The 19,391-nt window shown below is 55.0% G+C and carries 16 protein-coding genes; 8 read left to right on the forward strand and 8 right to left on the reverse strand.

Going from position 1 to position 19,391, the window contains the following annotated elements:
• Positions 1-9: 9 nt before the first annotated feature.
• The 6 genes from ACTJIK_RS10060 (at position 10) to ACTJIK_RS10085 (ending at position 11,738) form a co-directional block, all read left to right on the forward strand.
• Positions 10-2,310: a vWA domain-containing protein gene (locus tag ACTJIK_RS10060; protein ID WP_440646239.1), complete on the forward strand. Its 2,301-nt coding sequence runs from the start codon at positions 10-12 to the stop codon at positions 2,308-2,310.
• Between the two features lie 20 nt (positions 2,311-2,330).
• Positions 2,331-3,728 (forward strand): eCIS core domain-containing protein, encoded by a 1,398-nt coding sequence (locus tag ACTJIK_RS10065; protein WP_440646240.1) that lies wholly within the window; start codon positions 2,331-2,333, stop codon positions 3,726-3,728.
• Positions 3,721-5,085, forward strand: a complete 1,365-nt coding sequence (locus ACTJIK_RS10070) for an ATP-binding protein (RefSeq protein ID WP_440646241.1) — start codon at positions 3,721-3,723, stop codon at positions 5,083-5,085. The genes ACTJIK_RS10065 and ACTJIK_RS10070 overlap by 8 nt, the downstream gene beginning before the upstream one ends.
• 28 nt (positions 5,086-5,113) lie before the next feature.
• Positions 5,114-5,788 (forward strand): chitosanase, encoded by a 675-nt coding sequence (locus ACTJIK_RS10075; RefSeq protein ID WP_440646242.1) that lies wholly within the window; start codon positions 5,114-5,116, stop codon positions 5,786-5,788.
• A gap of 86 nt (positions 5,789-5,874) precedes the next feature.
• On the forward strand, positions 5,875-9,789 hold the full coding sequence (locus ACTJIK_RS10080; RefSeq protein WP_440646243.1) for an eCIS core domain-containing protein: 3,915 nt from the start codon (positions 5,875-5,877) through the stop codon (positions 9,787-9,789).
• A 71-nt stretch (positions 9,790-9,860) separates the two neighbouring features.
• Complete coding sequence (locus ACTJIK_RS10085) at positions 9,861-11,738, forward strand: M1 family metallopeptidase (RefSeq protein WP_440646244.1); 1,878 nt, start codon at positions 9,861-9,863, stop codon at positions 11,736-11,738.
• Positions 11,739-11,823: 85 nt separating this feature from the next.
• Here ACTJIK_RS10085 and ACTJIK_RS10090 read toward each other — a convergent pair whose 3' ends face one another.
• The 6 genes from ACTJIK_RS10090 to ACTJIK_RS10115 form a co-directional block, all read right to left on the reverse strand.
• Positions 11,824-12,828: a patatin-like phospholipase family protein gene (locus ACTJIK_RS10090; RefSeq protein WP_440646245.1), complete on the reverse strand. Its 1,005-nt coding sequence runs from the start codon at positions 12,826-12,828 to the stop codon at positions 11,824-11,826.
• 18 nt (positions 12,829-12,846) lie between these two features.
• Entirely contained in the window at positions 12,847-13,371 is a 525-nt protein-coding gene (locus ACTJIK_RS10095) for a hypothetical protein (RefSeq protein ID WP_440646246.1), read from the reverse strand.
• A gap of 195 nt (positions 13,372-13,566) precedes the next feature.
• Positions 13,567-14,127, reverse strand: coding sequence for a DinB family protein (locus tag ACTJIK_RS10100; RefSeq protein WP_440646247.1), 561 nt, complete (start codon positions 14,125-14,127; stop codon positions 13,567-13,569).
• Between the two features lie 18 nt (positions 14,128-14,145).
• On the reverse strand, positions 14,146-14,382 hold the full coding sequence (locus ACTJIK_RS10105; protein ID WP_440646248.1) for a hypothetical protein: 237 nt from the start codon (positions 14,380-14,382) through the stop codon (positions 14,146-14,148).
• Between the two features lie 18 nt (positions 14,383-14,400).
• On the reverse strand, positions 14,401-14,787 hold the full coding sequence (locus ACTJIK_RS10110) for a hypothetical protein (protein ID WP_440646249.1): 387 nt from the start codon (positions 14,785-14,787) through the stop codon (positions 14,401-14,403).
• Between the two features lie 10 nt (positions 14,788-14,797).
• Entirely contained in the window at positions 14,798-15,358 is a 561-nt protein-coding gene (locus tag ACTJIK_RS10115; protein ID WP_440646250.1) for an RNA polymerase sigma factor, read from the reverse strand.
• Between the two features lie 112 nt (positions 15,359-15,470).
• Here ACTJIK_RS10115 and ACTJIK_RS10120 point away from each other — a divergent pair, with 112 nt between their 5' ends.
• Positions 15,471-16,367: a cation diffusion facilitator family transporter gene (locus tag ACTJIK_RS10120; protein ID WP_440646251.1), complete on the forward strand. Its 897-nt coding sequence runs from the start codon at positions 15,471-15,473 to the stop codon at positions 16,365-16,367.
• A gap of 5 nt (positions 16,368-16,372) precedes the next feature.
• On the opposite strand, the gene rsmG is transcribed toward ACTJIK_RS10120, so the two are convergent.
• Both rsmG and ACTJIK_RS10130 read right to left on the reverse strand, forming a co-directional pair.
• Positions 16,373-16,993 carry a 16S rRNA (guanine(527)-N(7))-methyltransferase RsmG gene (rsmG, locus tag ACTJIK_RS10125; protein ID WP_440646252.1) on the reverse strand — a complete coding sequence of 207 codons (621 nt, stop codon included), beginning with the start codon at positions 16,991-16,993 and terminating at the stop codon, positions 16,373-16,375.
• Between the two features lies 1 nt (position 16,994).
• Positions 16,995-18,134 carry a glycosyltransferase gene (locus ACTJIK_RS10130; protein ID WP_440646253.1) on the reverse strand — a complete coding sequence of 380 codons (1,140 nt, stop codon included), beginning with the start codon at positions 18,132-18,134 and terminating at the stop codon, positions 16,995-16,997.
• 101 nt (positions 18,135-18,235) lie between these two features.
• On the opposite strand from ACTJIK_RS10130, the gene tgt reads away from it, so the two are divergent.
• Positions 18,236-19,363, forward strand: a complete 1,128-nt coding sequence (gene tgt / locus ACTJIK_RS10135) for a tRNA guanosine(34) transglycosylase Tgt (protein WP_440646254.1) — start codon at positions 18,236-18,238, stop codon at positions 19,361-19,363.
• The last annotated feature ends 28 nt before the right edge of the window (positions 19,364-19,391 follow it).

The following is a 19,391-nucleotide window of genomic DNA, read 5'->3' on the forward strand; positions in this document are numbered from 1 at the left end:
TTACTTCAGATGTTCAGGCAGCTATTCCTGCACATCCTTGTTGTGTCCCTCCCCGTTCTGGCGAAAGGCCAGGAGATAATCACCGTGGGCGTAGCCAACGCCGATCATATCTATAACCTTCCTATCAATGTAGCGATACCCATAGGATCTGCATTGACGATCAAGCCCGGCGGCACCGGCGGCACTGTGTTGTGGGAATTTGCCGCGGCTTTCCCCGGCGGGGCTGTTGCTTTGCCTGGTGGCGACGGGTTTTCCAAAGACGGCCTCACCGTTCAGCTGCCTGCCGCTGAAAATGCGCCGATCAGCGACATGGAGACCGTGAAGATATTCGGTAATCCCACGGTGGCTGGTTCATGGTCTTTCTCGCTCCGCGTAACGGACCAGGCCTCCGCCACCAATGGCACGCGTAACTTTGAAGTGCGCGTCTCCCAGTCGTTGGACCTTGTGCTGGTGCTGGACCGCTCCGGCAGTATGCTTTCGCCCACTTCAGCCGATCCGGGCGCGCCCAGCCGCTGGAACGCGCTTAAAGAAGCGGTGAGCGGGTTCGCTAATCTTTATCAGGCTATTGGCGGCACCAACCGGCTTGGTATCGTCTACTTCGCTACCACGCCCACACCGGTTTCCACCTGCTGCGGAACGCTCAAGGCAGTGGATGGCGGGCTGGCTGCAGCCGTAGGCGCCGATATCGATAACGTTGCCGTAACGCCAGTCCCTCCGGGCATGACCGCTCTGGGCGCAGGCTTGAAAGCGGGCACCACCATGCTTTCCGACGCTACGAAAGCACGCAGCGTACTCATATTCACAGACGGTGAGCAGAACCAGCTGCCCATGGTCAACGCGACCGGCACCGGCTACAGCGACGGTACCACCATTCCCGGCGGCGCAAGCCCCGGTGGCATCAAAGTAGCGACCATCGGCATCGGCAGCCCCAGCGGCACTTTCCATACCACCTTACTGGCATTGGCCACCGCCAACCGCGGCAGCTACAACACCACGCTCGACGGCACCAACTTCACCTTCCAGGGCGGCCTGGCAAGCGGCAGCCTGTCCATGGGCTTCGTGAACCAGTTCGTGACCATGCTGTCGCAGTTCAGCCCGCAGATCGTGACCACTGCCTTCAAACCATTGCCCGGCGCGGGTGTTGTTCCGATAGAAACATTTCCGCTCAACAAAAGGGTAGACAAGCTCCTGCTGGAATTTACCGTAGGCCGCAAGCTGGAAGTGCCGCAACTGTTGCAGGTATACAAACTTATCCGCGTTGAAAAAGACGGGAAGGATGTGAAAAATTATGCGAAGGTGACCTGGGTGGGCAATTATACCAATAGCCTCCTCCTCACGATCGATTTCAGCAATCCTCCTGAAAGTCATCCCCCGCTGGACCCTGCCGGTAAATGGAGCGTACATGCGGCGGCGGATTCAGGTATGAACCTCCGTTTTGTAAACCTGAACGTACTGGCGGATGATCACCGGCTGCACATGAAACGCACGCTGGGCAACCTTACACCGAAAGTGAACGACAAGCTGCCCATTTCATTTTTGCTCGATAAGCTGCAGCTGCCCGTGAAAGACGCCGACGTGAAATGCATAGTGCTGCGCCCCGGCGAAGACCTGGGCGACGTGCTGGCCCGCAGCGACAAGAATATAAAGCCGGACGGTACGGACTCCGCATCGGCAGGCGTGCAGAAATACAATAAACTCTGGGAAACGGATTCCGCTTTCCGCGCCCTCTTTAAACCCGTGGAAAACATAGTACAGCTCACGCATACAGCCGACGGTAAATACGAAGGCAGCTTCGAGGGCTTGTCTGTTGCGGGCGTGTACAAGCTCGTTTACCTCGTGAAAGCGAAGAACGACGATATCGGCGAGTTCCAGCGCACTTTCATGGAAAGCGTGTATGTGACCTTCTCCAGCGTAGACCTTACCAAATCGGAAGTGACCTCCACCATCCAGAACGGCCAGCTGGTGATGAACCTCCGGCCGATGACCAGCTACGGGAAGTATGTCGGTCCCGCCATGGGCCCCGCTTTTTCCGTTTCCAATGCAGATATAAAGATCGCGAGCGTGGTAGACCACCAGGACGGCAGGTATACCATCACCTTCACCGGCGCCATAGACCAGCCTACCAAACTGGTATTGCTCGGCCAGGAGATCTATACAGGCAAGCTCGAGAACGCAGGCAAGAGCGATTCATTCATAGACAAGATCAAGAAATGGCTGGAGTCCATCGGGCTGCCGGCATGGAGCATCTGGATCATCCTGTTGCTGATCATCCTGCTGCTCTGGCTGTTGTTCAGGAAAAAGAAACCTTGAAGTTCTTTTAACCGAAGATCATGAACAGAGAATTAAATCCAAATACTGCAAAAAGGCATCCTCCCGCTTCGGGAGGATCGCCTTTCTTCCAGCCCAAGCTCAGCGTGAATGAGCCGGGCGATACGCATGAAAAAGAAGCAGATGCAATGGCGGACCAGGTGATGCGGATGCCTGCCGCACAACCGTCCTTTTTCGGCAACGGCGTGCCGGGCGTGCAACGCAAATGCGCCGAATGTGAGAAAGAGGAAAAAGAACATGCCCAGCGCAAGCCGCTGGCGGACAGCATTACGCCCGTTCAACGCGACGGAGCAACGCCTGCGCCCGCCGTGGGCGCGAATACCGAAGGCGCCATCAACAGCAGCCGCGGCGGAGGGCAGACCATGCCCGGCGAAACGCGCGATTTCATGGAATCCCGCTTTGGGCGGGACTTTAGCGATGTGCGTATACATTCGGACAATAATGCCGCGCATCTCAGCAATGCGCTCAGCGCGCGCGCATTCACAACCGGCAACGATATTTATTTCAACAAAGGCCAGTATTCCCCCGGTTCCACATCCGGCAAACAGCTGCTGGCGCACGAACTGACGCATGTAGTGCAGCAGAACGGATCGCTGCAGCGCAAAGTGATACAACGTTATCCATGGCCTTACCGGCTGCGCATGCGCCGCGAAGTGAACGAATCGCAGACCGAGACCATTTCCAACGCGCCCGCCGCCTTTGCCGCATGGAACGGTACCTTTACCTGGGATGCGCGTTTCACCATCGACCTCGACGCCATCTTCGGCAGGGTATCCCTCATCATGCGCCTGAACTCCACCGCCCCGCGCGCTATCAGAAGAGCCTGGGAACGGGCCATAGAACGGAAATGGAGCAACCGCATGTTCCTCCGCATCACGCCGCCCGGCGTGGCCGATGGCCCCTGCAAGCTGCCCATCGTTGTGAACATACAGTGGGTGACGGACCCGGCCAGGGCGCACTATACCATCAACCCGCAGGCCCCCGGAACCGTTTCCCCAGGCGGCATTGCCGGGCAGGGCGGCACTACCAGCATGACGGACTGGGGCACGGCGGATACCGTGGATGTGACCCATGAATTCGGCCACATGATCGGCAATGCGGAAGAATATTTCACCACCAACGGCACCAATTATGCCACGGGCGGCAATGCCGGGTTCAGGGATCCCGGCGGCGGCATCATGAACAACCCCGCCGAACGCGCACACCGCCGGCACTTCAATCTTTTCCGCGAACAGGTGGCCGCCATGCTGGGGCTCAGCACCTCCCGCGTGCGCGTGATCTATGATAATGACGCAATACCCAATTGCCAGGCAGACATCGGCGACTTCCCCGTTCCAGAAAGAGAGCCGGGAGATTTTCCCGTAGCGCCCGGCACAGATACAGGACCCGCATATGCTTAAACCTTCCAACATAACGCCCCCGCATGCGGCCGCCAATGGTTTGCAGGACCCATACCTTGTTACCGGCCTTGAATATCTCCGCGCCTTTACCTACGCGCGCCTGGCTTCGCATTTCAGGGGAGAGGCCATGACCGTTGCGGAAGCGCCGCAGCCGCCCAAAACGGATGATACTTCCTTTGCAAAATTTGTACGGCACGCACAACCCGCGCCGGAAGAACTGCTGCTGCTGCTGAGCGCCCTCGCGCCCTTCGTGGTCACCGGCTTCTTCGACAATCTCATCCAGCAATTCCTGCCGCAGGGCGGGGAGTTCCCCGAATTCGGCGGCGCGAAAGGTGCCAGCCACCGCGGCACACTGGCCACCGGGGAAACCGTACTGTTCCTCCTGGCCGGCACCGACGCAGCGGCAAGGCTCAGGATGCTGCCGTTGTTTGGCGAAGAAAGTTATTTCTTCAAACACAAGATACTCAGCATAGAAACGGTGCGTCCCGGCGAACCTTCGCTGAGCGGGCGGCTCATTGCCGACCCCGAATATTCGGAAGTATTCACCACCGGCAGGATCGGCCTGCCCCGGCTCAGCATGCACTTTCCCGCGGAACATATCTCCACCATGATGGATTGGGACGATCTCGTGCTGCCCGAAGGCGTGTGGCGGCAGATACGCGAACTGGAAAGCTGGATCAAACACCACGATACCCTCATGCAGGACTGGGGCATGAAACGCAAGCTGAAGCCCGGTTATCGTGTGCTGTTCTATGGCCCGCCCGGTACCGGGAAAACGCTTACGGCCACGCTGCTTGGCAAATACACCGGCCGCGAAGTGTTCCGCATAGACCTGTCGATGGTCATTTCCAAATACATCGGCGAAACGGAAAAGAATCTTGCTTCGCTGTTCGACAAAGCGGAGCATAAGAACTGGATACTGTTCTTCGACGAAGCCGACGCCATTTTCGGGAAACGTACCGGCGTGCGGGATGCGCATGACAAATATGCCAACCAGGAAGTGTCTTACCTGCTGCAGCGCATCGAAATGCATTCCGGTCTTACCATCCTGGCCTCCAATTTCAAGAACAATATGGACGATGCGTTTATCCGCCGCTTCAGTTCCATCGTCTACTTCCCGCCGCCAAGGCCTGAAGAGCGGTTGCAGCTGCTGCAGAAGGCTTTTCCCGGGGAAGTGAAGCTGCAAAAGGATGTGGACCTGCCGGCTATCGCAGCGGCCCATGAGCTGACGGGCTCGCACATCATGAACATGGTACAATACGTTTGCCTGACCGCGCTGGAACGGGGGAACCTCGCGCTTTCCCACCAGGATATTCTCAGCGGCGTAAGGCGGGAGCTGGAAAAAGAAGGAAAATAAATTACTCACATCACCATAAACATGCATTATGATCACACCCGAAATTAAAAATAAGATCATGTCTATCGTGAACGTATTCGAAACCGGCACGCCCGAAGGCAGATACGATGCGATCGCGATATTCCCTGACGGCAGGAACGGCAGCCGGCAGATCACGTACGGCCGCAGCCAGACCACCGAGCAGGGCAACCTGCGCAACCTGCTGGAACGGTATGTTTCGACCGGCGGGAAATTTGCCGCGGAATTTTCGGCCTTCCTGCCGAAAGTAGGCACTGTGCCGCTGGTGGACAACAAGGCATTCAAGGACCTGCTGAAGCTTGCCGCGCGGGAAGACCCGCTGATGCGGCAGGCGCAGGATGAAACCTTCGAGATACTGTACTTCCAGCCGGCGCAGCATTTTTTCACTGCCGAACAGTTTGCGCTGCCGTTGAGCCTGCTGGTGATCTATGACAGCTACATCCATTCCGGTTCCATTCCCGGTTTTCTCCGCACCCGGTTCCCGGAACGCACGCCTTTGCGCGGCGGGGATGAAAAGGCATGGATCACAGCCTATACCAAAGCCCGCCAGAACTGGCTGGCCACGCACAAGAAAAAAGTATTGCACCCCACCGTTTACCGTACCAAAACTTTCCTGGACCAGATGAGCAAAGGGAACTGGATGCTGGACCAACCGGTGACCACACAGGGTAAAACAATTGCGTAAGGTTGGAAACAGCTGCTAAAACGGGTACTGCCGGGCATGTTCATGCCGGGGCCGCGGCGTCGCATCAAAACGCCGTGCCGGATGTTATGCCTGCAACGGAAGGGGCATTGCCTTTTTTCGGCGGATCGCCTGTTCAGGCAAAGCTGGAAGTGAGCCCGCCGGACGATCCGCAGGAACGCGAAGCAGATAATGTGGCGGACACGGTGATGCGCATGCCGGAAGGGGGAGATACGATTCAGCCCTACGCAGAGCCTGTTCCCGCCATGGTACAACGCAAATGCGCATCCTGCGAAGCGGAAGAAACCGTGCATCGTTTCCCGGAGCCGGCTGTTGCCCGGCCTGGGATAGTTCAACGTAAATGCGCGGCTTGCGGGCAGGAAGAACAGGTGCAACGGAAATGCGCATCCTGCGAAGCTGAAGAAACCGTGCATCGTTTCCCGGAGCCGGCTGTTGCCCGGCCGGAGATAGTTCAGCGTAAATGTGCAGCCTGTGAGCAGGAAGAACAGGTGCAGCGGAAATGCGCATCCTGTGAAGCAGAAGAAACCGTTCAACGTTTCCCGGAACCGGCCGTTCAACGCAAGGGCATTATCCAGCGGAGCTGTGATGAATGTAAGATTGCGCCGCCGGAGAAGGAAGAAACCGCGGAAGACAACGAAACGGAAGAATCGCTGGTTGAAAAAGATGCGAGCGTGACACCTGACGCCGAAGCAGCGGCTGCTGTTCAGCCAAAAGCGGCCCCGGGCGGCACAGACCCTGTTTCCTCGCAATTCGAATCCGGCCTGAATGCCTCCAAAGGCGGAGGGCAGCCGATGACCGAACCCGTGCGCCGCAATATGGAAAACCGTTTCGGGCTTGACTTTGCCGATGTCCGCATCCACAACAATCACCACGCCACCAACCTCAGCGCCAGCATCAATGCGCAGGCATTCACCCACGGCAAAGACATTTATTTCAACCAGAACAAATACGACGGCACTTCCGCCGGCGGCCAGCGCCTCCTGGCGCATGAGCTTACACATGTGGTGCAGCAGACCGGCACTTCCGTCGTGAAACCGAAGATACAGCGGCTTGAAGAGCCCAAGATCGGCAACTGGGCGCACTCCTGGATACAGAAACATATGCGCGAGGCCGATAACCAGCTGATCACCGAAGCCGGCATACCCGGCGCCGTGCGTTACGCAAAAGGGCTCAACCTGGCGGGCTTTGCGGACCTGTATAAAGCGGATAACAATGCCGTGTCTGGCATGCAGGCGCATGAAGCGGGAGAGAAAGGCAAATACGAATACCTCCGCTTCATGGAATCCGGCAAGCGGAAAGAAGCGATGAAAGGGCCCTTTAAACGCGGACCTAAGAAAAATTCCAAAGACCAGTGGGATTTCACGGTCAATTTTCCGGAGACCTTCCAGATCGGGGAGATCAAGCCGCTGTACTGGACGGAATTTGGCGTGGGAGCCGCAACGCTGGTAGGCAACGGCATCCTGCAACAGAACAATTACATCCTCGGGTTTAAAGAATTCGTTGAGCACGTATTCAGCGTATTTGGCTCACCGGCCCGCAGCACCACCACAGGAACGCCCATGGACCTGTCCAAGCTCATTCCCGACGGGCTGAATTACGACAAGTTTGATGCGGAACATACAAAGCTGGGCAAGGGGCATACGTTCAAGCTCGATACCAAACAGCGTTTGTGGGTGGCAAATATCGGCAGCGGCATGGCAGGGTACTTCCTTATGCCGCATCCTTACATCCCAACGGAATTTGCCGCAGACAAGAAAAAACATCGCGACAAGATGGACGCGTTGATCAAATCGCTGCGTGAAGATGCGGGAAAACCAACGCTGCCCGCTACGATTAAAGCTAAACGTATTCAATGCAAACCGGCAATAACCGCTTCGGTAAAACCTGAGGCCGTTCGCCGCAAGCCGGGAGACAAAACGAAAGATCCAAATGCAGCCGCTGAAGCATGGGAAAAAAAGCGCAAGGCATGGGCGAACGGTACTGATACCGACGTAACGCAGAAGCCGAAGAAATTCCTGAAAGAAAGGGCAAAAGGCCTGCTCAAACGGAATAAAGTAGACAAAGACCTGAAAAAAACAACGCCTTCCGACGTATCCAAAGAGATCAAAGACGTGAAGGACGTCCGGTTCTGGAGCAGCTTTAAAGGCCGCGTATTCGGCGCTTTGCGTTTCCGTTTCCGCCGTGCGTTCGATAAAGTGGAGGAACTGTTCAATAAAATAAAAGGCAAATTTGAAAAACACAAGGAAAAATCAAAGACCCTCACAGGGGGCAAAAAATTCACGATCTCCTGGAAAAAAGAAGCCGTTAACCTGATCGTTCAGCTGGCAGTGGATATTTTCCAGCGCATGATCGTGATCGCGTTCGAAGGTTTCTCAAAATGTATGAGCACTATCGTAGACGCCATAATCGGCAAATATGAAAAGGCCCTGGAAAGTGCGGCCGAAGAGCAATTGAAGGAGTTTGAACCCGTCTGCTGCAAGATCATGGAGTTCAAGAATACCTGGGAAGCCGAGGTGGAAAAACACGACAAGGTGATCACTACATTTACCCAAACCGTGGACGATATGCGCGAATGGGTGGCTATACTCGATAAAGTGGAACTGGCCGTAAGGGTAGGCGTGCAGATCATATCCTGCGGTACGCCGCCCGCTTTAGGCTGCCTGTGGGGATTGGTGGCGCAGCTTGGCATATCAGCCGGTATGGCGCTGGTACAGAAAACCGATTACTGGAAAAACAATATTGCGCAGCCCGCCGCACAGGCATTGATGGAAGCGATCGTTGGAGACAAGCTGCACAATATGATGATCGACGTGATGAAGGGCACGCCGTTAGGCGCTTATATGTCCGATAAAGCCTGCCAGCCCCGCCAGAAAGGTGCAGGCGGCGGAAGCGGCGGTTTGGACGCCATCGGCCAGGGGCTCGACAAAATCGATCCCAACGATCCGGCTGTTGCACAGGCCAGGGCTGAATGGGAAGAAAAATACAAGGACCAGATCATGGCCGATCTGAAACAATTCTTCGAATCTGGCCAGAAAGGCAAGCCGATCACGCCGGAAGATCTGCAAAAAATGGTGGATGCCATCAAAAATTCAAAGAAAACACCGGACGAACTGAAGAAAATGATCGAAGAAGGAAGGAATGTGAAAACCGGGAAAGTGGATATTACAAAAGCGCTTTCCACTGTTACCAGCGATACCGTACCGGCGGACAAGCCGAAAAAGGAACGCAAGATCAATTACGAGAACGCCAGGCGCAATAACCTGTATTACTTCAATATGCTGCATTGGGCGGCAACCCTTTTTATCAAGAAGCCGGGTATCCAGCCGGGCTCCGATGAATTTGCCGAAGCGGTATACGACATGCAGGAAGCGCTGGGTATACATGCGGACGGCATAGCGGGCGCGGGCACCACGCAGAAGTTCTACGACGCCAACGGTCTTAAACAGGACGGAGTGTACACCGCCGCCGTTGCGCTTGAAGCGAAGGAAAAACAGGAAAAAGCAGACCGGAAAGCCACAGAAGAAGCCAAAAAACAGATCGAAGCGATCCTCAAAGACCCTAAAGTACAGGAGTCCCTCGGCAAAGCTTACCCGTCGAGAGACGAATTGAAAAAAGAGCTGACGGCCAGCACCTGGAGCTTCATACCCAAAGGAGAAGCCGTATTCGTGAAAAGGAAAGACGGGTTGATGTTCGTTGTGTTCAGATCGCATGAAGACGCGATACTCGGCGCTTTCATAAAAGTAGCGGAATGGGACCAGAAAGGAGAGATCGTGGACAAGATCGTGGAAACCGGCGAATTTTTTGCTGTAAACGATGTGCCGAAAATGGACGCCATCGGGTATTCTTCGAGAGATCTCGCCGCGACGCAGGATATGATGGACAATTTCGTTATCATTTCCCTCTCGGAAGCCAGGCCGGCCGGCACTTATTTCTCCCTCGACAAATGGCTGCTGTTCGGCCTCAACCTGAAGCGGACCCCATAACCGTATATCCCAATATGGCGCTCTCTCCCGCGAAATTTCCTATTTTCGCCCCTTAGACCAATGATCTGAATATGAGAATATCAATCATCCCGGCGCTATTCCTTCTGCTGGGAGCTTCTTCAGCCATGGCACAGACGGACCGCTGGCAGCAACGCGTAAAGTACAAGATGGACATCCGGATGGACGTCAAAACCAACCAGTTTACCGGCAAACAACAGCTGGAATACACCAACAATTCGCCGGACACGCTTTTCCGCGTGTTTTACCACCTCCAGTGGAACGCATTTCAGCCCAACAGCATGATGGACGTGCGCAGCCGCGAGCTGGGGAAGATCATTGTCGGGAAAGACGCCAAAGGCGTGAACAAACATGATTGGGACAGCCGTGTCACAGACCGCATTTCCAAGCTGCAGCCCAACGAGATCGGCTACCAGAAAGTGCGCTCGCTCACGATGGATGGCCGCCAGCAACAGTTCCGCACCGAAGAGACCATTCTCGTGGTGGACCTTGACAAGCCTATCCTGCCCAGGTCCACCGTTACCTTCGATATGGAATTCGAGGCGCAGGTGCCCGTGCAGATCCGCCGCAGCGGCAGGAACAACAAGGAAGGCGTGGATTATTCCATGGCCCAGTGGTACCCAAAAATGGCCGAATACGATTACGAAGGCTGGCATCCCACGCCCTACGTAGCCCGTGAGTTCTACGGCATCTGGGGCGATTTTGACGTGAAGATCACCATCGATAAAAAATATGTGCTGGCCGGCACCGGTTACCTGCAAAACCCGCAGCAGATCGGCTATGGCTACGAAACAAAAGGCACAAAAGTGACGCGCCCTGCGGGCAACACGCTCACCTGGCACTTCGTTGCGCCCAATGTGCACGATTTCGTCTGGGCCGCCGACCCGGATTACAAACACATCACCCAGCCGGTAGACGGCTTCACGGCCCATTTCTTTTACATCGAGAACGATACCACCAGAACCACCTGGCCGCAGCTGGCGAAGATGATCCCAGTCGCATACGAATACATCAAAAAACATTTCGGCGCTTACACGTATAAACAGTATTCCTTTATCCAGGGTGGAGACGGCGGCATGGAATATCCCATGGCCACACTCATTATGGGCAATGGCAAAATGGACGGCCTTTACGGTGTAGCCATCCACGAATGGATGCACAGCTGGTACCAGGGCATGCTCGCCACCAACGAAAGCCTGTACCCCTGGATGGACGAGGGTTTCACGACCTTTGCGGAAGATAACGCGATCGGCAATACAGTGGATTCGCTGGCAGGCAGATGGCACCAGTCGCCCAGCTACCGCAATTATTTTGCGCTGGTGCGCAGCGGCTTCGAAGAACCCATCAGCACGCATGCCGATCATTATAACACTAACTACGCTTACAGTATCAGCTCTTATTCCAAAGGCGCCGTTTTCCTGGAACAGCTGGGTTACGTAATAGGTGCGGCCAACAGGGATGCGGGTTTGCTGAGATATTACAACGACTGGCGTTTCAAACATCCCAACGCGAACGATTTTATCAGGGTCATGGAAAAAGAAAGCGGCATCCAGCTGGACTGGTACCTGCAATACATGCGGAACACCACCAAACATATCGACTACGCGCTGGACAGCATTTATGAAACCGGCGGGAAAACCGTTGTGGTGCTGCGCCGCGCAGGCGAATTTCCCATGCCGGTAGACCTGCTGGTGGAGATGAAGGACGGGCGGAAGGAAATGCATTACATCCCGCTCACGATCATGTTCGGCAACAAACCCAACGAAGACGAAAAGGTAAAACGCATCGTGCACGACGGCTGGCGCTGGACGCATCCCACTTACTCGCTTACGCTGGATGTGCCCATCAGCCAGCTGCGGAGCATCAACATCGATCCCAGCATGCGGCTGGCGGATATAGACCGGGAGAACAACAAGGCGGTGGCTCCTTAAGTCCCGCCGCGAAAATACAGCAAGGGCGCTCCGTTACCGGGGCGCCCTTTTTATGTAGAGGCTTTTCAATATTACGCGAAGTCTCTTAGAGGTTCTCAAAATACTTTCGCGCAATCTCTTCGCCGTAGGCTACCATTTTTTTCATTTCGGGAGGATCGAAGGTGAGGCCGCCGGGGCCGCCGTTGAGGGGCTTTTCAGGGCGGATGATATGCAGCTTCAGATCCGTTTTACCCAGGAAAGGATTATCGAACGGGATGTTGAAGAAGGAGTCGATCTCTTTCGGCTTAAGGCCGGCTTCTTTCATTTTTGTTTTCACGGCCTTCAGGTATTCAAGGCTGCGGTTGATGTACTTCGGCATGCGAAGGTCGTTCACCGCCACATCCATCGTAAACCAGTCCATGGTTTGCTGTAATATTTCGAAGGGGCTTTTATACAGGTGATCTTTTTCCAGGGGCTCTTCGGGCGTAAGCAGGATGGCGTATATCTCGGTGGCCCCCGTGTCTATCGCGAGGTCTACCGGCGCATATTCGCGCAGGCCGCCGTCCACATACTGCCGGGGCTGGCTCTCTATCACCTGGTACGGCGGCATGAACACCGGCTGGCAGGCGGAGGCGAACATGGCGCGCCGGAAAGTGCTGGCGTCCGGTATGCGGATCACGTCGTATTCCGGCGAGGTCATTGGCAGGTCGCTGGTCGTGAAGTAGGTGATACGCCCGGTTTGCAGGCAAACGGTGGTGAGGTAAAGCGATCTGCCGCTGTCCAGTATGGATTGGAACATACCGTCTGTAAAGGTATTTTTGATGAGCAGGCTCAGCGGCTGCGCGTCAAAGAGGGAATAGGTGTCTTTCCCGGCGAAGCGGTTGATCACGTTGCCGGTGAGGATGATATCGCTCGTAACATGTGTGGTGTATAATTTCTCCAGCAGGTTGATCTCCCCGATCGAGGCGAGGGGTATGATGAGGGAGCCGGTGCTGGTTCCGCAAAGCGTGTCGAATTGAATTTTAGGTGTGGCGGCCATGTATTTAAGCACGCCTACGGCAAACGCCCCCTTGGAGCCTCCGCCGCTGATCACCAATGCTGTTTTGGACATGATGAGGGAATTTTGAGGTTACAATTCGGGGAGTTTGGGCGCTTTCTTTTTAAAGCAGTGAATGCCGAGGCTGCCGGTGAACCACCAGTCGTTCCACGCGTAATCGCGATGCACTTTCATGCTGATGGTGGCCATCTGCCCGATCTCGAAAGCGAAGCCTCCGCCAACGAGGCGCTGGTTTTTGGTGCCGAACAGGTATTCGCCTACCAGCTGGGCATTCAGCACAGTGCTTTCCAGCACTTTGGGCCCTTTGGTAAGCATCAGCGACACGCGGCCGCCGCCCATGCCGTAAATACGTTTGTTATAAAAGGCGCCGCCGCCGGTGAGGCCGAGCCTGAGCCTGCCCGGCACTACGGTTACCTGGGGCGAAAAGGCCAGCGTGGCGGCAAAAAGATCAGGGTCGGCGCCATGGAAAGAAGTTACCATGCCTCCTCCCATTTCCACGGGGAATATCCATCCCTTAGGAAACTCGCTCTGGGCCTGCACTTTCGCGATAGTGCACAGCAGCAGTGACAGACAGATGGAAAGCCATTTAATTTTCATGGACTGAACATTTGCGGCAGGCAACGGCGTGGAAATATTTGGGGTGGCCTGGAGCCTGCCTGAGTTAGCGGATCAGGGGTTTCGCTGAAGATACGAATTTGCCGCGGTTTGGCCATGGGTGGAAATACGCTTTCTGCAAAAACAAAACCCGTTACCATAGAAGGGAACGGGTTTTAATAACTATAAACGGCGGGCTTAGAATATCACCCGCTCCAGCTGCGAGGGCCAGGGCTGGTCCGGCTGTTCGCGGAGCTGCAGGGTATGCAGGTGATGATAGTTATGATAAGCCGTGAAGTACAATATCTCGCGGATGGTGAGCTTGCCGAGCAAGGGGTGCGGCCCCTGGTAACTATCCAGTTCCTGCTCGCTCCAGCTGTCTATCTGCAGCAGCATTTTTTCTTTCTGTAAAACAAACTGCTTCAGCAGCAGCTGTTTTTGTTCTGCTTCGGTTACATGCGGCACGTACGGGCGGGCGGTTACCGCGCCGTTCTTCAGCAGCGTACGGTAGTTTTCCTTAATTTCTTCGAAGGTGCGGGAAGGCCCGGCCGGCTTGCCGAACCAGCGGAGGAAGAAACGGGGGAGGCCCAGTGCTTTATTCACCGGTCTGACGCTCCTGATAAGGTGGTCCAGCTGCTGGGCGGCAGACCATTTTCCTTCAGGCGATACAATAAAACGGTGATGCGAAAGTGTTTCGATAAATGCGGCGAAGTCGGTGAAGCTGTTGTTCAGTAGTTGCTGTATGTCTGTCTTTTGCATAAGGTCCGGTTAAAATATTCATTCAAGCACTTCGCAGTGGAAACCCTGTTCCTGCACAAAGCGGATGATGGAATGCTCATCCACTTTCATATCTACCACGCGCAGCACTTTGTCGCAATCTTCAATGTCAACATTGCAGGAGGATACCTCAAAGTTACTGCAAATTGCGCTGATGATAAGGTTCCGCTCGTGGTATGTCCGGATATTTGTTTTGAAGATACCGATCATAGTGCCGGTGTTTAATTCGGGATGCATAAAGTCAGGTTGTGTAGGTTATTGCTCTTCCGTGCTTCCGGGCTTTTCTGCTTCTTCGCGGGTTCTGAACCCCCAGCGGCCGGACATGCAACGGTCAAAATGGTTCTTTACTTTCTCTTTTTCTTCGGGGGAAAGGTGCTCCATCTTGTTCTTCACGTGTTCTCTCCACCTTTCTTTATTCCAGCGCCAGTGTTTTTTCTCATGATGCCCTTTGGAGAAGCCGCCGAACAGCAGCTTGCAGAGGAGCAGTAAACCCAGCGCCTGCCAGAAAGTGAGCACGGGGCCTGAAAAAAGTGCGGGTACCAGCCAGTTCCAGAGGTACATGGTGGCAAATCCGAAGGCTGTTACAAAAACAGCTCCCAGCACAATGCCGCCCAGAATTTTCCACACAATATATTTTTTCATGTCAGTACTTTTAATCGTTCATTAATTCTTTATACAATTGCGCCAGCCTTTCGCGCAGGCTTAGCACGGCATAACGTTTACGGCTCAGCAGCGTGTTCACGGAAATGCCCGTTTCGGCCGCAATTTCCTTGAAGGAACGGCCTTCCACCTCATGCTGCAGGAACACGTAACGCTGTTCCTCCGGCAGCTCGTCTATAGCCTCGGTAATGGCCTCGGACATGAACTTGCGCAGCATAGGCACATCTGTTTGCGCGGAAGCGTCCGGCAGGATGTCTGACAGGTAGAGGGGCCCCTCGCCGTCTGCCATTTCGATGGCTGTGTCCGAAAACCGGTCTTCTTTCTTTTTCCTGAACCAGTCTGTAATACGGTTGCGCGTAACCGCAAAAAGCCAGCCGGTCAGTGAATCGATATCCGTACCCAGGCGGAGGTACTGGGTGAACTGGTACAGCACGTCCTGGAGGATATCTTCCGCATCGGCCACATTATCCACCCGTTTCCGGATGAATTGCAGGAGCCGTTTACGTTCCTTCTCCACCGTTCGCTGTATGCGTTCGTTTTGTTCCAGTGCCATGGGTTTTTTTATGGAAAGCCACTCGTTCATCTTAGTTAGGTAGACGAACCAGCGGATCACTTATTGTATGCTGCCGCATTTTTTTTAAACAGGTCTTCGTATTTTTAAGATAATGCACGATCATGCTCACGCTCCCACGGGAGCTTCCCATCTGAACAGGGCCTTCCTGGCGGGCATCGGCCTCAATCTCGCATTCGTGGCCGTGGAAGCGGTTGCGGGTTTTACCACCGGCTCCCTGGCCCTTTTGTCCGACGCGGGGCACAACCTCAGCGACGTGGCGAGCCTGGCCCTTTCCATGCTGGCTTTCCGGCTGGCCCGCATCCCGCCCAGCAGCCGGTATACGTACGGTTACCGCAAAAGTACCATCCTGATCTCATTATTAAATGCCATTATTTTACTGATCGCGGTCGGAGCCATTGGTTATGAAGCTATTATGCGGTTCAGTCACCCCGTGGCCCTCGCTGGCGGCCCGGTGGCCATCGTAGCGGGCATCGGCATCGTTATCAACTCCGTATCCGCCCTGCTTTTCTTCCGCGACAAGGAAAAAGACCTGAACGTGAAAGGCGCTTACCTGCACCTGGTGGCGGACGCGCTGGTGTCTCTCGGCACGGTGGCGGCGGGCCTGCTGATGATCTACACCCGCCAGTACTGGATAGACACCGCCGTGAGCCTGCTTGTAATGGCAGTGATCGTTTACGGCACCTGGGGCCTGCTGCGCGACAGCCTTCGTTTATCCCTCGACGGGGTGCCCGTGGGCATTACCGTCCAGGAGGTGGAGGCAGCGGCCAAAACCGTTCCCGGCGTGGCGGACCTGCATCATGTGCACATCTGGGCGGTGAGCACCACTGAAAACGCCCTCACCGCGCACGTCACCGTTCAGCCGGGATTGACCGCGGCGCAGGTGGCCACGCTAAAAACCAAGCTGAAACACGTTCTGCATCACATGAATATCACCCATTGCACGCTGGAAACGGAGTTCAGCCATACGGACGAGGATATCGGGTTCTGAGCGGTCTATCTTACTGCAACAACATATTTTTCCTGGAAAAACTCTTCGGGAAAGAGTTTGTAGATATTCACCATTTTGGGCCGGCAGCCGCTTTCGGAGATCTCCTGCGCCAGGTCGCCGCCTTTGAGGCAGATGAGGCCGCCGGGGCGGTCTTCGTCCGCGTTCTTCCTGATCAGCGGCTTGCTCCATTGCCAGAGGTCCTTCAAAGGCGCTACCGCGCGGGACACCACCAGGTCGAACTTACGGTTTTTGATCTCTTCCGCCCGGGAGTGGGCCGTGGTCACATTTCCGAGGTTCAGGGCTTCGGCAACGCCCTCCACCACTTTTATCTTTTTACCGATGGAATCCACCAGGTGAAAACGCACTTCAGGGAAGAAAATGGCCAGGGGGATGCCGGGGAAACCGCCGCCGGTGCCGAGGTCCAGCACCTGTAAACCATCCGGGAGGTCCGCCACCGCCGCGATGGCGAGGGAATGCAGCACATGTTTCTCATACAGGGAATCGATGTCCTTGCGGGATATCACGTTGATCTTCTCATTCCATTCCCTGTAGAGCGGCCCCAGCGCCCGGAACTGGTCCAGCTGTTTGGGCGTAAAATCACTGAAATATTTTAAAACGGTCTCCATGCTATTTCCACTTGCTTCTCCCTTTCTGGAAGAACAATGCGGGCGTGAAGATAACATAATAAAGGAACATGAGGATGTCCATCAGCCAGCTGTACCAGAATAAGTCCTTCTCGTCCAGCCTTTTAAGCGCAAAGAAGGTGATCACGGACTGGATCAGGACCTTGCCGCCGAGGATGCCCAGGGTGATGTACAGCATAGGTGCGTAGAACAGGGCAGCTATCATGGCCGGGTAAAAGATGAAGTGGGAGAGGGAGAACAGTCCCAGCAGGAACTTATGGCCGAAGCGGTAATGTTTGCCGGTGCTCATATGCCTAGTTTTTTGTGCGAACCAGTGTTTCCACTTCGTTTTGGGCTCCGAGTAGGCGAAAGCGTGTTTGTTGATCACCACGCCTACATTGCGGCCGTTGGCCGCGCGGTTCACGAACAGGTCGTCGTCGCCGGAGGCGATGTGCTGGTGGGCGGTGAAACCTTTATGTTTGAAAAAGAGGTCTTTTTTATACGCCAGGTTGCGGCCCACGCCCATGTAAGGGATGCCGGCCATGGCGTAGGAAAGGTATTGCAGGGCGCTGAAATAGGTTTCGTAACGGATCACCTTGTTCAGGAAGCCGGGCTTTTTGTAATAAGGGCCATAGCCCAGCACGATCTCCTTACCGTTCCTGAATCCCTGCGCGATCATGGACAGCCAGTGGGTGCTGCCGGGCTTGCAGTCCGCATCCGTGAGCACAACCGTATCGTATTTGGCGCCTTTGATGCCGATGGAAAGCGGGTATTTTTTGCCGGGAATGAACTGGGCGGCCTGTTTGATCTCGATATGGCGGTAATGTGAATAGCCGTTCTCGATGGAGGCAAGATAATATTTGGAATCGTCTTCCGAATTATCGTTCACCACGATCACTTCGTATTCCGGCTGCTGGTGGATGTGGTAGCGCTGCTGGAGCACGGTGGGAAGGTTCTTGGGGAGGCTTCTCTCTTCATTTTTGGCGCAAATGATAACAGACATTGCTTCCTGCGGCGGATGATCTTCATCAAACCGGCGTTTGTAGAACGCAACTCTCGAAAAAAAGACCAGGTAATACAATACCTGAATTCCCGCCGCAGCGGCGAAAACATAAAAAATGATAATCCCCAGGTTGTCCGACATAGGGGGCAAAAATATATGTTTTTATTTATCTATGTAAGGTTGTGGAAAAATTAATACTGGGATATTCAATACCTTTGCCCCCTGAAAAAACACAGTCCGTCTTGCAATTTGATCTCATCACCACCGATCCTTCCGGCGCCAGGGCCGGTACCATCACCACCGAACATGGTACCATCCAGACGCCCATTTTCATGCCCGTTGGCACCGTAGGCTCTGTGAAGGCCGTTACACAGGAACAGTTGCGCAGCGACATCAACGCGCAGATCATCCTCGGCAACACCTATCACCTCTACCTGCGCCCCGGTACGGACGTGCTGAAGAAGGCCGGCGGCCTTCACAAATTCAACGGCTGGGACCGCCCCATCCTCACGGACAGCGGCGGATACCAGGTGTTTTCCCTCGCCGCCAACCGCAAGATCAAGGAAGAAGGCGTTGTTTTTCAAAGCCATATAGACGGCAGCCGCCACCTGTTCACCCCCGAGAATGTAATGGACATCCAGCGCACCATCGGCGCTGATATTATCATGGCCTTCGACGAATGCCCGCCTTACCCCAGCGAATACGGCTACGCCAAACGCAGCATGGAGCTCACCCACCGCTGGCTGGACCGTTGCATCAAACGCCTCGGCGAAACTTCGCCGGAATACGGGCACGAACAAACGCTGTTTCCCATCGTGCAGGGCAGCACCTTTAAAGACCTCCGGAAAATTTCCGCTGAAGCCATCGCTTCCCGCAACTGCGCGGGCAACGCCATCGGCGGGCTGAGCGTGGGAGAACCGGAAGCGGAGATGTATGAAATGTGCGGGCTCGTCACCGAAATACTGCCGGTGGAAAAACCCCGTTACCTCATGGGCGTGGGCACACCCTGGAATATCGTGGAGAACATCGGGCTGGGCATCGATATGTTCGACTGCGTGATGCCTACCCGCAATGGCCGCAACGGTATGCTGTTCACCTGGCAGGGCGTCATCAACATCCGCAACAAAAAATGGGCGGACGATTTCAGCCCGCTGGACGAACACAATCCCTGCGCCGCCAGCCAGAACTACTCCAAGGCCTATGTGCGCCACCTGTTCGTAGCCGGCGAGATCCTGGGCATGACGCTGGCCAGCATCCACAACCTCTGTTTTTACCTTGAACTCGTAAAGGCCGCACGGGAACAAATATTGCAGGGCACCTACGGCGCCTGGAAGCAGCGGGTGATACCCCAGCTGAAAACAAGGCTGTAGTATTTATGTTAAAATTGCACATCATAAA

It is taken from the genome of Chitinophaga sp. 22620 (assembly GCF_052044405.1).
GTDB lineage: Bacteria > Bacteroidota > Bacteroidia > Chitinophagales > Chitinophagaceae > Chitinophaga.

What these genes read in the sequence shown, in the direction of transcription:
- ACTJIK_RS10075 (WP_440646242.1), top strand. Translation starts at nt 5,114, where the DNA reads ATGATCACACCCGAAATTAAAAATAAGATCATGTCTATCGTGAACGTA.
- rsmG (WP_440646252.1), bottom strand. Translation starts at nt 16,993, where the DNA reads ATGGAGACCGTTTTAAAATATTTCAGTGATTTTACGCCCAAACAGCTG.
- ACTJIK_RS10090 (WP_440646245.1), bottom strand. Translation starts at nt 12,828, where the DNA reads ATGTCCAAAACAGCATTGGTGATCAGCGGCGGAGGCTCCAAGGGGGCG.
- ACTJIK_RS10085 (WP_440646244.1), top strand. Translation starts at nt 9,861, where the DNA reads ATGAGAATATCAATCATCCCGGCGCTATTCCTTCTGCTGGGAGCTTCT.
- ACTJIK_RS10130 (WP_440646253.1), bottom strand. Translation starts at nt 18,134, where the DNA reads ATGTCGGACAACCTGGGGATTATCATTTTTTATGTTTTCGCCGCTGCG.
- ACTJIK_RS10060 (WP_440646239.1), top strand. Translation starts at nt 10, where the DNA reads ATGTTCAGGCAGCTATTCCTGCACATCCTTGTTGTGTCCCTCCCCGTT.
- ACTJIK_RS10065 (WP_440646240.1), top strand. Translation starts at nt 2,331, where the DNA reads ATGAACAGAGAATTAAATCCAAATACTGCAAAAAGGCATCCTCCCGCT.
- ACTJIK_RS10120 (WP_440646251.1), top strand. Translation starts at nt 15,471, where the DNA reads ATGCACGATCATGCTCACGCTCCCACGGGAGCTTCCCATCTGAACAGG.
- ACTJIK_RS10095 (WP_440646246.1), bottom strand. Translation starts at nt 13,371, where the DNA reads ATGAAAATTAAATGGCTTTCCATCTGTCTGTCACTGCTGCTGTGCACT.
- ACTJIK_RS10115 (WP_440646250.1), bottom strand. Translation starts at nt 15,358, where the DNA reads ATGGCACTGGAACAAAACGAACGCATACAGCGAACGGTGGAGAAGGAA.
- ACTJIK_RS10080 (WP_440646243.1), top strand. Translation starts at nt 5,875, where the DNA reads ATGCCTGCAACGGAAGGGGCATTGCCTTTTTTCGGCGGATCGCCTGTT.
- ACTJIK_RS10110 (WP_440646249.1), bottom strand. Translation starts at nt 14,787, where the DNA reads ATGAAAAAATATATTGTGTGGAAAATTCTGGGCGGCATTGTGCTGGGA.
- ACTJIK_RS10100 (WP_440646247.1), bottom strand. Translation starts at nt 14,127, where the DNA reads ATGCAAAAGACAGACATACAGCAACTACTGAACAACAGCTTCACCGAC.
- ACTJIK_RS10105 (WP_440646248.1), bottom strand. Translation starts at nt 14,382, where the DNA reads ATGCATCCCGAATTAAACACCGGCACTATGATCGGTATCTTCAAAACA.
- ACTJIK_RS10070 (WP_440646241.1), top strand. Translation starts at nt 3,721, where the DNA reads ATGCTTAAACCTTCCAACATAACGCCCCCGCATGCGGCCGCCAATGGT.